13 protein-coding genes and 1 tRNA gene are annotated in these 15,643 nt (G+C 60.0%); 8 read left to right on the plus strand and 6 right to left on the minus strand.

Annotated features, from left to right (window positions below; translation table 11 throughout):
- Nucleotides 1-9: 9 nt before the first annotated feature.
- Entirely contained in the window at nucleotides 10-963 is a 954-nt protein-coding gene (gene galE / locus AC2T9U_RS05225; protein ID WP_115030469.1) for a UDP-glucose 4-epimerase GalE, read from the minus strand.
- Nucleotides 964-1,166: 203 nt separating this feature from the next.
- On the opposite strand from galE, the gene AC2T9U_RS05230 reads away from it, so the two are divergent.
- Nucleotides 1,167-1,487: a DUF3263 domain-containing protein gene (locus AC2T9U_RS05230; protein WP_115030467.1), complete on the plus strand. Its 321-nt coding sequence runs from the start codon at nucleotides 1,167-1,169 to the stop codon at nucleotides 1,485-1,487.
- 36 nt (nucleotides 1,488-1,523) lie between these two features.
- Nucleotides 1,524-1,760, plus strand: a complete 237-nt coding sequence (locus AC2T9U_RS05235) for a hypothetical protein (protein WP_115030465.1) — start codon at nucleotides 1,524-1,526, stop codon at nucleotides 1,758-1,760.
- A gap of 93 nt (nucleotides 1,761-1,853) precedes the next feature.
- Here AC2T9U_RS05235 and AC2T9U_RS05240 read toward each other — a convergent pair whose 3' ends face one another.
- The 4 genes from AC2T9U_RS05240 to AC2T9U_RS05255 form a co-directional block, all read right to left on the minus strand.
- A complete protein-coding gene (locus AC2T9U_RS05240; RefSeq protein ID WP_493696830.1) occupies nucleotides 1,854-3,350 on the minus strand; it encodes a peptide MFS transporter in 1,497 nt (498 codons plus the stop codon).
- 276 nt (nucleotides 3,351-3,626) lie between these two features.
- The gene (locus tag AC2T9U_RS05245; RefSeq protein WP_493696831.1) at nucleotides 3,627-5,525 is read right to left on the minus strand and encodes an FtsX-like permease family protein; all 1,899 of its coding nucleotides are present in this window, start codon (nucleotides 5,523-5,525) and stop codon (nucleotides 3,627-3,629) included.
- Nucleotides 5,522-6,241, minus strand: coding sequence for an ABC transporter ATP-binding protein (locus AC2T9U_RS05250; RefSeq protein ID WP_181816036.1), 720 nt, complete (start codon nucleotides 6,239-6,241; stop codon nucleotides 5,522-5,524). Before AC2T9U_RS05250 ends, AC2T9U_RS05245 begins: the two co-directional genes overlap by 4 nt.
- 256 nt (nucleotides 6,242-6,497) lie before the next feature.
- Nucleotides 6,498-6,582, minus strand: a tRNA-Leu gene (locus tag AC2T9U_RS05255).
- Between the two features lie 346 nt (nucleotides 6,583-6,928).
- On the opposite strand from AC2T9U_RS05255, the gene AC2T9U_RS05260 reads away from it, so the two are divergent.
- From AC2T9U_RS05260 to mshC, 5 genes are all read left to right on the plus strand, one after another.
- Nucleotides 6,929-7,237 carry a primosomal protein gene (locus tag AC2T9U_RS05260; RefSeq protein ID WP_493696832.1) on the plus strand — a complete coding sequence of 103 codons (309 nt, stop codon included), beginning with the start codon at nucleotides 6,929-6,931 and terminating at the stop codon, nucleotides 7,235-7,237.
- A gap of 75 nt (nucleotides 7,238-7,312) precedes the next feature.
- A complete protein-coding gene (locus tag AC2T9U_RS05265; RefSeq protein WP_493696833.1) occupies nucleotides 7,313-8,026 on the plus strand; it encodes an MSMEG_4193 family putative phosphomutase in 714 nt (237 codons plus the stop codon).
- 91 nt (nucleotides 8,027-8,117) lie between these two features.
- Nucleotides 8,118-8,681, plus strand: a complete 564-nt coding sequence (locus AC2T9U_RS05270) for a DUF3090 domain-containing protein (protein WP_493696834.1) — start codon at nucleotides 8,118-8,120, stop codon at nucleotides 8,679-8,681.
- 6 nt (nucleotides 8,682-8,687) lie between these two features.
- Nucleotides 8,688-9,506 (plus strand): SCO1664 family protein, encoded by an 819-nt coding sequence (locus AC2T9U_RS05275; RefSeq protein ID WP_493696835.1) that lies wholly within the window; start codon nucleotides 8,688-8,690, stop codon nucleotides 9,504-9,506.
- A 64-nt stretch (nucleotides 9,507-9,570) separates the two neighbouring features.
- On the plus strand, nucleotides 9,571-10,830 hold the full coding sequence (gene mshC, locus AC2T9U_RS05280) for a cysteine--1-D-myo-inosityl 2-amino-2-deoxy-alpha-D-glucopyranoside ligase (RefSeq protein ID WP_493696836.1): 1,260 nt from the start codon (nucleotides 9,571-9,573) through the stop codon (nucleotides 10,828-10,830).
- Nucleotides 10,831-10,896: 66 nt separating this feature from the next.
- Here mshC and AC2T9U_RS05285 read toward each other — a convergent pair whose 3' ends face one another.
- Entirely contained in the window at nucleotides 10,897-11,748 is an 852-nt protein-coding gene (locus AC2T9U_RS05285; protein WP_493696930.1) for a PAC2 family protein, read from the minus strand.
- A gap of 208 nt (nucleotides 11,749-11,956) precedes the next feature.
- Between AC2T9U_RS05285 and metH the strand changes: the two genes are divergently transcribed.
- On the plus strand, nucleotides 11,957-15,643 hold the full coding sequence (metH, locus tag AC2T9U_RS05290) for a methionine synthase (protein ID WP_493696931.1): 3,687 nt from the start codon (nucleotides 11,957-11,959) through the stop codon (nucleotides 15,641-15,643).

Consider the following 15,643-nt stretch of genomic DNA (forward strand, 5'->3'; position numbering starts at 1 on the left):
TCGCTGGTCTCACATGCGGGATTGGATGAACTCCCACGCATCGGAGACGATCCGGTTGATTTCGTACTCCGGTTCCCAGCCGAGGATTTCTTTTGCTTTGGCGGAGCTGGCCACGAGGGTGGCTGGGTCGCCGGGGCGGCGGTCTTTCACTTCGGCGGGGATGGGGTGGCCGGTGACTGCGCGGGCGGCTTCGAGGACTTCTTTGACAGAGAACCCGGTGCCAGAGCCGAGGTTGAAGACACGGTGGGTTCCGGGTTCGCTGGTGTCCAGGGCGAGTAGGTGTGCGCGGCCCAGGTCAACGACGTGTAGGTAGTCGCGTACACAGGTGCCGTCGGGGGTGGGGTAGTCCTGGCCAAAGAGGTAAACGTGGTCGCGTTCCCCGGCGGGCACTTTGAGGATGTTGGGGATAAGGTGTGTCTCGATAGCGTGGCGTTCGCCGTATTTACCGCGGGCTCCTCCGACGTTGAAGTAGCGCAGTGAGGTGGCAGCCAGTCCGTGTGCTTTGGCGTAATCGGTCAGAGCCATGTCAATGGCGAGTTTGGAACGACCGTAGGCGTTGATGGGGTTAGGGGTTAGATCCTCGGTAATCAGAGGGGTTGAAGGCTCCCCGTAGACCGCTGCTGTGGAGGAGAAAACCATGCGGGGAACGTTGTTTTGTCGCACCGCTTCGAGGAGGCGGAAGGTGCCGACAACGTTGTTTTCCCAATACAGTTCGGGCTTTTCGACCGATTCACCGACGAGGGATTTCGCGGCGAAGTGCAAAAGCCCATCGGGGCGCACGTCGGCAAGGATGTCGTGGATGTCGTGGATGCGGGCTTGGACGAACGCTGCGCCGTCGGGGACTGCGTCGGCGTGTCCTGTGGAGAGGTCATCCACCACGGTGACGTCGTGCCCGGCTTCGAGTAACTGCGATGTCACAACAGAGCCGATGTAGCCAGCTCCTCCTGTCACCACGAGTTTCATACCTGATCCTCTCCTGGCGGTGGTCGCCGCGGTCGTTATTTTCAGTGACTGCGCTGCGTTGCTGGGCGTGTGTTTGTCACTTCTGGTCACTGTACAGACGACGGTGAGCCTCTGGATGGCGTGGTGCTCAGTCAGGGCTCGTTGTGGCCGATGAGTCCTCGACGGATCACATCACCAGATGTGTGAGTAGGAGGGGAAACACGATGCAGGAATCTCGCCGGAAGCGTCCGCCGAGCCTTTCGGACCGGGATCGTCGGGTCTTGGAGCTGGAGCGTAAGTGGGGTTCAGGTCCAAGTGCTCAGGTGGAGAAGCTCGCCGAAGCACAGCGCACTTTGGGGTTGGACGGGCCGGGGTATGCATTGGTGTTGCGCGCCTTGCTTGAGGACCCGATTGCGTATGCACATGACCCGGAGACGATTGAGGCGGTGCGCGCGGTGCGTGATTCGCGTTCTGGGGGTGATGGGCTGTTTGCCCGTGGCGGCGATGAGGTTCCGTATCCCGGTCAGAGTTACCGGAGTCGATAACAAGGCTTGCGTTTGAGGAACAAGGTGAGGTTGGGAATGGCTGGACAACAGTGGCAAGTGCGGTTACGGACGATCGATGGCACGGAGTGGGTGACGAAACCGTTTGAGGGTGACCCGAATGATCACCTGCAGCGCCTTATTCACGATGAGCACATTGACAGTTACGAGATCGTGGTGGAAGGAACCGCTGAGCGTACGTTTTTTGCTCCGGCGACGGTAAGTTTCACGCGCGCGCACATCGTCGCGCTATGGGTGGAGGCTGTCGCGGCCTAGTGATGAGCGGCTCACTGCCCTCAAAGATGTAGGTAGCCCCTGACCTTGGGGGAACCTTAGGCCAGGGGTTACGTGTGATTCAGTGGTGCGGGCTTATTCAGCTGGGTTACTTCCAGTGCCGATGTCAGACATCTTCGACTGAGTCCAGGGGGAGAGCAAAGCCATGGCGACCGCGACGATGATTGTCACGATTCCTAGGCCGTAATAGAACGTCACGTCGCCGAGGTCTCTGGTTTGGTCGATGACGACGGCGGCAGTGCCCTGTCCTGCGGCGGCAGCCAGGAGCCACAGCGTCATCGTTTGGGATGCGTACTGTTTGGGCGCCAATGATGTTGTGGCGGCGAGGCCGACGGGGTTCATGAACAGTTCGGCCACGGTCTGTACAAGGAACACCAGGCCTAGGAACCACCATGGTGCGAGGTTGGTGCCACCGGGGAACTTGTCGAAGCCCCAGCCCATCATGAGGGCGCTGAAACCGATGATCGCCAAGGCGATGGCGAACTTCATCGCCGTTGTGGGGAATTTACCTGCCCGGCGGGTGAACACCCAGCCCAGAATGGGCGCCAGAATGAGCACTGCTGCGGGGTTGATTGACTGGTAGGCCTCCGCCGACAGGCCGAAGGAGCCGGCGATCACACCGTCAGTGTTGTCCTTGGCGAAGCTGGCCATCTTTCCGGAGGCCTGCTCGAAGATCATCGTGAACAGCATGCTGCCCACCCACAGCGGCAGGAACGCCCACAGATGTTCCCGTTCGTGGGGGGTGACCTGCGGGCTGCGGAACATGGTGATGAAGTAGAACGCTGAGGCCGCGACGGCGACCGTGAACACAACGTAGGCGATGCCCTGGGCCAGGCCACCGAAGATGGGGGTGTAAAGCCATGTCAGCAGCAGTACCGTGGCCAAGAAGAGGACGGTGTAGAGAGCCAGCTTTTTGCCTTCGCCGGGCTTGAGAGGGGTGGGGACATCGAAGGCGAACTGAGACAGTTTGCCTCGTCCGTACACGAATGCGACCAGTCCGAAGGCCATGCCGATACCTGCTGCCATGAAACCGACGTGGTAGCCGTACTGGTTTTTGAGGAAGCTGGTGATAAGCGGGGAGATCAGCGACCCCACGTTAATTGACATATAGAACAGCTGGAACCCAGCTTCGCGGCGCGGATCTTTCTCGTCGTAGAGGCCGCCGACCATGGTGGACAGGTTCGGTTTGATGAACCCGGTACCGAAGGCGATGAGGAACAACCCGATCCAGGAAGTAAGGGGGATTGGCACGACAAGAAGTAACTGGCCGAGCATGATGACTACCCCGCCGTACAGGGTTGATCGCCATGGGCCGATCACACGGTCAGCGAAAATGCCACCAGGGATGGTCAGGAACAGCACAGATGCCTGGTAGGTGGCCATGACGACTTGGCCGGTGTTTTTGTCCAGACCCAGACCGCCGTTGGCGAAGGTATCGGTGATGAAGTACAGCAGAATGGCCCGCATCCCGAACCAGCTGAACCGTTCCCACATCTCGACCTGGAGCATCCACGGCAACCCTCGGGGCTGTCCGAATAAACCAACGTCGTCGCTGGATGGTCCAGTGCGCACGCTCTCGGGGCGCCAACGTGAATGCGTTGCTGGAGAAGAGGGGGAAGAGGAGCTGGGGTCCACGGTGGATGTCCTTTTCACTCGGGTCGTGTCGCGACTGTGGCGCGACAACGGTTAATGAACCTGCAACGGGAGGCTCACCGGTAACCCTAAAGAGATAAGGGACCTTTACGGGAGTAGTTGATCAATAGCGCGCGTCTTCAGGAACGACACAGCAGAAGAGAACTCCCCTGCCAGCGGCAGGGGAGTTCTCTTCTGCTGCTGGTGTGGGTGGGATCATGTCTTTGATCGCAGCAGTATGTGCGTACAGGTTGCGACCAACGCGACATACATACCCACCACCGCTAGGAGCACTAACGCCACGGGGAAAAGCACGGGAATGACGCTTGCCCACAGGTCTACGTGAAGGTCGTGGGCGAACTTCAGGGCCACAACCATGAAGGATGCGAAGAGCAAGGCCGTCACAGCGAGCCCAACGACGACAGCTTCGGCAACGGTGACAGCAAATATGTTGCCGCCGCTTAAACCTATCCGGCGCAGCAGCGTGAACTCCCGCGCCCGTGACCGTGTAGTCAGCGTTGTTGTCTGTATCAATGAGACCAATGCCATCACATAGATCATCCCGAAGATGGACAGGTTGCCGCTCAAGCTGCTTTGCATCCGGGTTTTCTGGGCTTGTGCGAGTAGCTCCTCCTTCGACTTCACGGCTCCCGCACCAGCGACGCCACTCATGAATTGCTGTAGCTGGTGCGGTGTTGCGGTAGTGAGAACCTGCGCGGAGGGGAACTGTCCGTGGCGCGCAGCCTCAGATATCGGTAGGTAGTAGGCCTCGTCAGGCAAACCAGTTGCTGTCATGACAACCCGCCCCTTTACCCGAGAACCGTCGAGAAGAGTCAGATCGACCTCTCTGCCCAGAGCAGCCCCACGTGTACTAGCTAGCACAGGGATTTGCGCTGTTGAACCAGCGTCGTGAGGTAGTCGACCAGTCAATGACCCACCGAGCATCGAAACGTACCCCGCCGGGTCACTCACCCCTGCTACCCGGGTCCGGGTTGCGCCTATGAATGCCTGCGAGGTTGAGGTGAGTGCAATCGCGTGGAAGTTACGGGTTTGCAGCGAATTCGCTGCATCCACCGCCCCCGTGGGGGAGACCCCATCGAGGGCGCTTGCGTACTGGTATTGGCGGGCTGCTCGCTCTAACTGCAGTCGCCCGTCTGCTGCCGAGCTGAATAGAAACCCACCAAGCAGCCCCACAGCGATCACCATCGGCAGAGCGACCGATGATAGCCGCCGCCGGTCACTCCAAGCCCGGGCTGCGGTCAAAGTGAACACTCCCGGAGCGAATCGGCCTCCCGCACGGGCGGCCACCGCTGCAACCCAAGTGATGGCCCAGGGAGTCAACGCACCAATCGCTGTTGTGACGAAGACCGGCAGCAGCACCGCAAGTTGTCCTGCCTGCGGGGCGGTGTTTGTGGCACCGAACAACACAGCGACAGAAACACCCACTAACGTCAAACGAATAAGCAGGCCTACCACGCTCCGGCGCCGGGATGCGTGCCGCGTTGGTGTACTCTCCACGTCTTTTGCTAACCGGCCGGTGAGAACGAACCCGATCAGAGCCACCAAGGCCATCTCAGTGAGGACGAATAACGTTAAAGCGCCTAAATCGAGGTGTCCTGCCCACGTTATGTGCCGCCCGATGGACCCGATGGCTTGATAGGCCGCAAAGAGCGGATGCGTCAGGAACACCGCGGTGACCCCGCCAACGACTCCCACCATCGCAGTCAGCGCAGCTGTCTCCACGGCGACCATGGCCTGCAGTTGGTGGGCAGTGGCGCCGTTAAGCCGCAACATCCTCAGTTCTTGGGAGCGCACATGAATAACTGTCCGCACCGAGCCGGCCACCAAAACCATCGCGATGGACACCGTGAGAACCAGAATGATCTGCAACAACAGTCCTATTGCCTGCAGGTCAAGGCGCATTTGAGCTAGTTCTGCGGCGGAGGTTCCTGCAGCGGCAATGACATGCCCGCCGCGCAATCCCTGCATAAGCAGCAACATCGCCCCGGCCATAGCTGTGACCACTAGAACAACCAGCGCCAACCCCATGTAGGTACGGCGGTGGAACCCCAATAGGCGTAGCGAAACTTTCGATACCCCTGCGATACCCCTCATGCTGCGGCCGTGATCTCGGTGAACGCCTGGGAAGCAGCGAACGGGTCGCCTCCGGGAAGATCTCTAACTATGTGACCATCCTGCAAGATGAGGATTCGATCCATGGCCGAGGCAACCACGGCATCGTGAGTGACCAACACCAGCGCTGTGCCCAGTTGTGTTAATTTCGTCAACTCGTGAACCACGTCCCGACTGGTGCGACTGTCTAGAGCTCCGGTGGGTTCATCAGCGAAAACCACACGTCGGGGGACCGCTAGGGCGCGAGCGATCGCCACACGCTGGCGTTGTCCACCAGATAAGGACGCAGGCAGCCGCCGGGAGAACTCTTGCATTCCCACTGACTCCAATGACGCGAGCGCCTCTTGCTCAGTCAGCTTCCCTTGCGTGAAGAATGTTGGTAGCTGAACGTTTTGGATGACTGAGAGAGCATCTATCAGGTTGTACTCCTGGTAGATGTAGCCGAAGTTTTCGCGGCGCACCCGGTCTCTGGTGGCCTGGTCGCTGCTTCCTAGATCTAAGTCATCCAGCAGTACCCGCCCAGAAGTCGGGGCAAGCAGCCCGGCCGCGCAATTGAGCAGCGTTGACTTGCCTGACCCCGAAGCTCCCATGATCGCGGTGCTAGATCCGGGAGCGAAAGTTACCGAAACACCATTAAGTACGTTCCGATCTGTCTCTGCCTTACCAAAGCGAACGACAAGATCAGAAAGGTGAAGCACGCTGAAACTCCAGTCTGTGGGGCATCTGCCAAGGCGCAGAAACTTCATGGTGAGGGAAATAGTTAAGAAAAAAGTAGTCGAAAGCTTTTGCCCGGCAGGGAGATAAAGCGCACAGCCGAATCTGTGAGGGGGTACTCAGTTCATAGCTGCGGCCTCACAAAAAAACCGAATTTCAAAACACATAAAGAAAAGGCCGACATCCATTTCGGATGCCAGCCTTTTCTAGAAAATACTGGGTTTCGCTAAGAAATTAGAGTGTCCGGAGGGGGACTTGAACCCCCACGTCCGATAAAGGACACTAGCACCTCAAGCTAGCGCGTCTGCCATTCCGCCACCCGGACAGGTGAACTGCGTTTATCCTACGTGAAACTCTCGCGTTCCGTCGAATCGAGATTCTCACCGCTGCGTTCAACGCTCTTTTGTTTCTGAGCCAAGATGACCAGCCAGTTCCAGTGAGCGCGTCTCACAACGGGATGGAACATTAGCACGCCGCCACACCCAGCGCGAAAACCGCCTATCAATGCCCCAAAAGCGACAAGCCCCACCTCGAGCCCCAGACCCCGTGCCCCGGTGCCATCTGAAAAGAAAGCTTCTCAATGTATCTCTCCAGCCCCCGCGGAGATTCATGCCATGCATCACGCTGCGCAATGGTCTGTGGAGCACCCACGAAAGAGGTACTTTCGATGCATGACCGTCAACCCCCGCGTAGCGCTCGACGCCCTCGTAGCAGCGCTGGAACGACACCTCGAAGCTGCTGCCTCCAGCCATGGAGACAACGACCACACAGTGCGTGCTGCCTACGACGCACTCGAGAACGCATTCGAACGCTACGAAGAAGCACTCGAAGAAGCGTTCGACGAGGTCACGCCCCTCGTGGTGTTCAGAGACGAGGAGGATGACGACTACGACGATGACGACGACGATGAGGACAGCCTCGACGACGAGGACTACGACGAGGACTCCGATGAGGACGACGACACGGACGAAGACGACTAAACATCGCCCGTAACCAACAGAAAAAGCCCGCCCGCGCCCTCGTGACATGGCGGGCGTTTTCCGTACCATCAACAAATGGGATACGTGCTGCTCATCCGCCACGGACGCACCACCGCAAACGCCAACGGCATACTCGCCGGATGGACCCCAAACATACGACTAGACCACGATGGTGAAACCGCAGCAACAGCACTCGGCCAAGCCCTAACCAACACCCCCGTAACCCAGATAGTGGCCAGCCCCCTGCAACGCTGCCAACAGACCGCCAAAATCATCGCCACCACAGCCTGGCCCCACCTCGCAATCGACACCGACGAACATCTCGGCGAATGCCACTACGGACAATGGACAGGCAAACCCATCAACGAACTGACCAGACTGCCCCTATGGCAGCAAATACAGCAACAACCAAGCGCAGTGACCTTTCCCCATAGCGACACCTTCGCAGGAGAGGGACTAGCGCACATGTCCGCCCGTGTCATCGCAGCAGTACGCCACATCGACCACATCAACCACACCACCAACGGCCCCGAAAGCATCACCGTTGTGGTCAGTCACGGCGACCCAATCAAAGCAGTCCTAGCCGACGCCGCCGGAGCCCACCTCGACACCTTCCAGCGCCTGCACGTCACCCCAACCTCCACCTCACTCGTGCAATACACAGACTCCAAACCACTCCTACATGCCATCAACATTCCCCCCTCCGGCGTTGCCGAAACCTTGCGCCGTATCCACACCGCTCCTACCCACGTACCCACCGGCGACGGCACCATCGGCGGGGGAGCATGACACCCCTCCACCCGCCAACAAAACATCACAACCTGCACCGAGAAGCCCGTCATGACAGCCATCAACCCTCGATGAGACTAGGGTGACCGACATGGCGGTTATCGAGTACGACCCCCCGGAAAGGTTCATCGTAGGAACCGTAGGCCAACCCGGCGCGCGTCAATTCTTCCTACAAGCCACCCAGGGACGACGCATCACCACCGTCACCATCGAAAAAGCCCAGGTAGCTGCACTAGCCCAACGCATCGACGACCTCCTCGACACAGTCGTCGGTAACGAATTCGACCACGTCGCCGAACTACTCATCGACAACGCCCCTCTAGACATGCCACTGGCCGAGGACTTCAACGCCGCCACCCTCGCCCTGGCATGGGACGCAGAACGCGACCGCATCATCGTCGAATGCCATGCCCTCGACGAGGCATACAACCCCCCAGAAACACTGACACACCTGCTCCAAGGACACGAACCCGATCCCGACGAAGACCCCACCCAACTCGTCCTACGCGTAGTCATCTCCGCCGCCACCGCCCGAGCCTTTGCCCACCGCGCCCACAACGTCGTCGCAGCCGGGCGGCCAACCTGCCCCTTCTGCGGCGAACCCCTCAACCCCCAAGGCCACATGTGCCCCCGCGCAAACGGATTCAAACGCTAACCCGGCATGACACCCCAACCCCACACACCCCTTAAACCCGAACAACTCCACACCGACGACATCACCCTCATCGGCCGCCTCACCGAAGCATCCAACGACGTATACCTGGCACACACAGCAGGACACCCCGTCGTTTACAAACCCATCAGCGGCGAAACACCCCTATGGGACTTCCCCCACGGAACACTCGCAGCACGCGAAGCCGCGGCCTACCTCATCTCCTCCGCCGGAGGATGGGACCTCATCCCCACCACCGTGCTGCGTGAAGGCCCCCTCGGGCCAGGATCAGTACAAGAATGGATCGGCCCCACCCCAGAACAAACCGGACAGCTACACCACCGACCCACATCCACCCCACTCATCAACCTCCTACCCCCAACAGACCTACCCCCAGACTGGATCCCCATCGCCCGCGGTACCGACCACAACGGCACCCCCCTCACCCTGGCCACCGCCGACCACCCCCAACTACGTTCCCTAGCCACACTGGATGCAGTGCTCAACAACGCTGACCGCAAAGGCAGCCACATCCTGCTCTGGAACAAGCACATATGGGGCATCGACAACGGCCTATGCCTATCCGAAACACCCAAACTACGAACAGTTCTATGGGGTTGGGCAGGCAGACCCCTACCCATAAACGACATTGAAAAACTCACTACCCTGCAGCACACACTCGAAAGCGCGCCAGGAAAAACCCTCAAAGAACTCCTCACCCCCACCGAAATCACCGCCCTGCACCAGCGCATCACCGCACTACAACACACACAACACCACCCCCACCCCGCCCAAGACTGGCCCTGCCTGCCCTGGCCTGCCCTATAAAAACCGGCACCAAAGACACAAGCCCCCACCCAATCCCCAACACCGCAGTCGGTACCCTTGGCGAGTGCGAACCTGGGCATCACCACACATCCCCACCGTCACCGGTATGGGAATCGAGCCGACCATCACCGACAGCAGCAGCGGCGAACGCAAACCCGTCGACGCTCCACCAACCGCGCGGCTCTATATCTGCGGAATTACCCCATACGACGCTACACACATGGGTCACGCCGCCACCTACGTCATGTTCGATCTCCTACACCGAGCACTCCTGGACGCAGGCCACGAAGTGACATATTGCGAGAACGTCACCGACGTAGACGACCCACTCCTTGAACGCGCCGAACGCGACGGCGTGAACTGGCAAGACCTCGCCGCCGAACAAACAGACCTCTTCCGCGACGACATGGCCGCCTTACGCGTCCTGCCCCCCAACCACTTCATCGGGGTAAGTGAATACATCAAACCCATTGCAGCTGGAGTCACCAAACTCCTGGACAACGCAGCGGCCTACACCGTGCCTATCACCGACGGAACCGCTGTCAGTGACACAGCACACGACATCTACCTCGACCTATCTACCCAACCCACTTTCGGTAACTCCTCCACATGGTCCCGCAATCGCATGATGGAGGTCTTCGCTGATCGTGGCGGCGACCCCGACCGCGAAGGCAAACGCGACCAGCTTGACCCACTCCTATGGCGCGCAGCCCGAATAGGCGAACCCTCCTGGGACGTTGAAGGCCTGCCATCCGGGCGGCCCGGATGGCACATCGAATGCACCTGCATCGCCCTGGACCACCTCGGCCCCGGTTTCGATGTCCAAGCCGGCGGAGTCGACCTCATCTTCCCCCACCACGAGATGAGCGCTGTCCAAGCCGACGCTCTGGCTGGAGAAGGCTCCTTCGCGCGTCTCTACCTCCATCAAGAAATGGTGGGACTCGACGGAGAAAAAATGAGCAAGTCGAAAGGCAATCTCATCTTCGTCTCCAAACTCCGCGCAGCTGGTGAAGACCCCATGGCCATCCGCCTGGCCATCCTCGCCCACCACTACGCCAGCCCCTGGGAATGGACCGACGAGGTCCTCCACACCGCCAAAGAACGCCTCAGTCGCTGGCGCACCCACATTCCTGCCCTACCCATCGAAGCCCAAAACGCCATCGTGCACCACGTACGTGAACGAATCGCCGACGATCTCGACGCACCCGGAGCACTTGCCGCGATCGATGCGATCCTGGCCGGACACACACCCACAGACGCCCCCGATGATGCGGACAACCTTGCCGCCCGCATCATCGACGCCCTCCTAGGAATCACCCTCTAAACACACAAAACCCCTGGCTAAACCCCCTGGCCACCACAGGCCGGGGGAGTGGCCAGGGCCAGAAGGTCACATTTCTTCACCATCACGGCCACGCAAATACCGCTCAAACTCCCGAGCAATAGCCTCACCTGAGGCTTCCGGCGAATCCACCGTATCCTTGGCCTTCTCAAGCGACTGCACGTACTCCGCGATCTCCGCATCAGCCGCCATCAACTCATCCACCCCCTGCTCCCACGCAGTCGCCAAATCGATCAAATCCCGCCGCGGAATATCCACCAACAACAAACTCTCCAGGCGTGCAATGATCGCCAACACCGCCTTGGGAGACGGCGACGAAGCCGCATAGTGCGGAACCGACGCCCACACCGAAACACTCGGAATCCCGACATCCCCAGCCCCAGAACTGATGATCCCCGTGATCCCCGTCGGCCCTTCATACGCGGGCGCCTCAAGCCCCAACTCCCGCCGCAACGACTCATCCTCGGCATATACCCCCACCGGAGTTGGCCGCGTATGCGGAGTATCAGCCAGCAACGCCCCAATCGTCACAAACATGGAAGCCCCGCAGTCCTCAGCAAAACCCACCACATCCTCAACAAAAGAGGGCCACCGAAACGACGGCTCAGGGCCACGCACCAACACCACATCCCGCTCAGGCAACACCCCCCGAGCCACCGCGAAACGAGTACTAGGCCAATTGATCATCCGATCAGCCCCCGTACCAGTCACCGTTGGTCGAGTCACCTGAAAGTCGTAATAATCCTCCGGATCCAAGGTGGCCATCTCCTCGGCATCCCACACATTCGCCAAATGGTGACTGGCGCCCGTCGCGGCCTCTCCGGCGTCGTTCCACCCCTCGAAGGCCGCAATGAAGACGGGGTCCCTAAGGGGGCCGTTCTCCTGGGTCTCGATGAGCATCACAACATCTCCTGTTCTGTGCGGTAATCGGGAAGGCCCGATGTCGACCTCGGGATGCTACTGAGAGGAACGACTCAGACAACACTAGAGGTAGGCACTGTCCCTCCGCAGCGCCGCATCGCTGAGAAAGCACCACCTACAGCCTCGTAGTATGGATCCGGCGCGCTTAGGCGCGCCGCCCTCCTCTGTGTCGAAACGAAGGGTCCAGATTGTGAGCAGCCGCTCCGTAGAACAAACAGCCGAGCGTTCCGCGTTGGTACGTAGCCTTCTCAAAGAACGCGTACTCGTCGCTGACGGCGCCATGGGAACAATGCTGCAAGCAGCAGACCCCACCATGGAAGACTTCCAGGACTACGAGGGCTGCAACGAAATCCTCAACGTCACCCGACCCGACATCGTCTCCTCGGTGCACCGCGCCTACCTCGACGTCGGCGTCGACATGATCGAGACCAACACCTTCGGCGCCAACTTCGGCAACCTAGGCGAATACGAAATCGTCGAACGCACCTACGAACTCGCCGAAGCCGGGGCACGTATCGCCGCTGAAGTCGCCGCCGAATACGAAACCCCCGAAAAACCCCGATTCGTTCTGGGATCCATCGGCCCCGGAACCAAACTTCCCTCCCTGGAACACGCCACCTACGCCACCTTGCGCGATTCCTACCAGGAATGCGCCCGTGGACTCATCGACGGCGGCGCCGACCTCCTCCTCATCGAAACCACCCAAGACCTACTCCAGGCCAAAGCAGCCGTCGTCGGCGCTAAACGCGCCAACACCGCAGCAGGCACCGACGTGCCGATCATCGCCCAGGTCACCATCGAAACCACCGGAACCATGCTCATGGGATCCGAAATCGGTGCCGCCCTCACCGCGCTCCAAGCACTAGGCATCGACGCCATCGGCCTCAACTGCGCCACCGGCCCAGCCGAAATGAGCGAACACTTGCGCTACCTGGCCGACCACAGCCAGGTCCCACTATCAGTTATGCCCAACGCTGGCCTTCCCGAACTCGGCAAAGACGGCGCCTACTACCCCCTATCCCCAGAAGAACTCGCCGAAGCCCACGAACGCTTCACCACTCAATACGGCGTCTCCATCGTCGGTGGCTGCTGCGGAACCAGCCCCGCACACCTAGCCGCCGTTGTCCAAGCCGTCGGCGGTAAACCAGTCACCCCCCGCACCCCCGAAACCCAAGCCACCGTCTCCTCTCTCTACACCGCCGTGCCCCTACGGCAAGACCTCAGCTTCCTCTCCATGGGGGAGCGGACCAACGCCAACGGCTCCAAAGCATTCCGCGAAGCAATGCTCGCCGGAGACTGGGACACCTGCCTAGAAATCGCCAAAACCCAAACCCGCGACGGCGCACACGTCCTTGACGTCTGCATCGACTACGTCGGCCGCGACGGCGTAGACGACATGTCCACCCTCGCCGCCAAACTCGCCACATCCAGCACCCTGCCACTCGTGCTGGACTCCACAGAACCAGCCGTCATCCAGGCAGGCCTCGAACGCCTCGGCGGCCGCGCCATCGTCAACTCCGTCAACTACGAAGACGGCGACGGCCCCACCTCCCGCTACACCCGCGTCCTCGAACTCGCCAAAGAACACGGAGCGGCCGTTGTTGCCCTAACCATCGACGAAAACGGACAAGCACGCACTGCCGACGACAAAGTCCGCATCGCCCAACGCCTCGTCGACGCCATGACCGGACCCGAATGGGGAATGCGGGTCGAAGACATCATCGTCGACTGCCTCACCTTCCCCATCGCCACCGGCCAAGAAGAAACCCGCCGCGACGGCATCGAAACCCTCGAAGCAATCCGCCGCATCAACGAGCTCTACCCCGGCATTTCCAGCACCCTGGGCGTATCCAACGTCTCCTTCGGCCTTAAACCCGCCGCGCGTATCGTCCTGAACTCCGTCTTCCTCGATGAAGCCGTCAAAAACGGACTCACCTGCGCCATCGTCAACTCCGCCAAAATCATCCCCACCTCCCGCATCCCGGAAGAACAGGTCAAAGTCGCGCTCGACATGATCTACGACCGGCGCGAATTCGACGAAAACGGCGAATGCACCTACGACCCGCTCGCCACCATGCTCGAAATGTTCGAAGGCGTGGACTCCGCATCCCTCAAACAAGAACGCGCCGCCGAAATGGCCGCGCTACCTCTAGGGGAGCGACTCCAACGCCGCATCATCGACGGCGAACGCAACGGCCTAGAAGCAGACCTGGACGAAGCCATTGCCGAAGGCCGTAAAGCCCTCGACATCATCAACGATGACCTACTCGAAGGCATGAAAGTCGTCGGTGACCTCTTCGGATCCGGACGGATGCAGCTACCTTTCGTACTCCAATCCGCCGAAACAATGAAAGCAGCTGTCGCCCACCTCGAACCCACCATCGAGGCCCAAGAAGCCGAAGCAGGCAACACCGGCAGCCGCGCCAAAGCCAAAATCGTGCTCGCCACAGTCAAAGGCGATGTCCACGACATCGGTAAAAACCTCGTCGACATCATCCTGTCTAACAACGGCTTCGACGTAGTCAACATCGGAATCAAACAACCCGTAAACGACATCATCGCCGCCGCCCTGGAACACGACGCCGACGCCATCGGCATGAGCGGACTGCTCGTTAAATCGACCGTTGTCATGAAAGACAACCTGCTCGAATTCAACGAACGCAACATCGCCGAACGATTCCCCGTCCTTCTAGGAGGCGCCGCCCTCACCCGAGCATTTGTTGAACAAGACCTCGCCGAGCTGTACGGCGGCGAAGTCCGCTACGCCAAAGACGCCTTCGAAGGCCTACGCCTGATGGAAAACGTTGCCGAAGCGAAAAAGAAAGGCATCCCCGTCGGCGAGGTGTTCCCCGCCCGTCGGGAACGCCGAGTCCGCAGCAACGTGGCCTCCCCGAACATCGAAGGCGCATCCACCGACGACACCACACGTTCAGACGTCACCGAAGACAACGAAATACCCACCCCACCGTTCTGGGGAACACAACTGGTCAAGGGCATCCCCCTAGCCAAATACTCCGCATACCTCGACGAACGCGCCACCTTCCTAGGACAGTGGGGACTCAAACCCACCCGCAACGCCTCACAAAACGCCGAAGAAGAGCTCACCTCTATCCCCGCACGCGACTACGAAGAACTCGTCGAGACCGAAGGACGCCCACGCCTACGCATGTGGCTCGACCGGATCCTCGCCGAAGAAATCATGCAACCCGCAGTCGTTTACGGGTACTTCCCCTGCTACAGCGAAGGCAACGACCTCGTCGTACTCTGGGACAGCCACGGCCAGCACGTCGAAGGCACCGCACGCACCCAACCCGCACCCGGCAGCGAAGAAACCGCCACCATGGTCGAGCACACCGCCGGTGAAGAACGCATCCGGTTCTCCTTCCCACGGCAGCGCCGCGACCGCAGACTCAACCTCGCAGACTTCTTCCGCTCCAAAGAGAAATACGACGCCGACGGCACCCCTGACGTGATCGCATTCCAGCTCGTCACAATGGGCGCGCACGTATCAACAGTCACAGCAGGGCTCTACCAAGAAAACGCCTACCGCGACTACCTCGAACTGCACGGCCTATCCGTTCAGCTCACCGAAGCGCTAGCCGAATACTGGCACTGCCGCGTACGTGACGAACTCGGCTTCACCGATAGCGCCGACCTGGACCTCGGCGACGTCCTCGACGTGAAATTCCGCGGATGCCGATACTCATTCGGCTACCCCGCCTGCCCCGAAATCGAAGACCGAGCTGGGCTAGTCGAACTACTCGAACCCGAGCGAATCGGCGTAGAACTTTCCGAAGAGTTCCAGCTCCACCCCGAACAATCCACTGACGCGATGGTCGTCCACCATCCAGAAGCCAAGTACTTCAAGGTCTGA

The sequence above is a fragment of the Dermatophilus sp. B7861-1 genome (genome assembly GCF_058996045.1).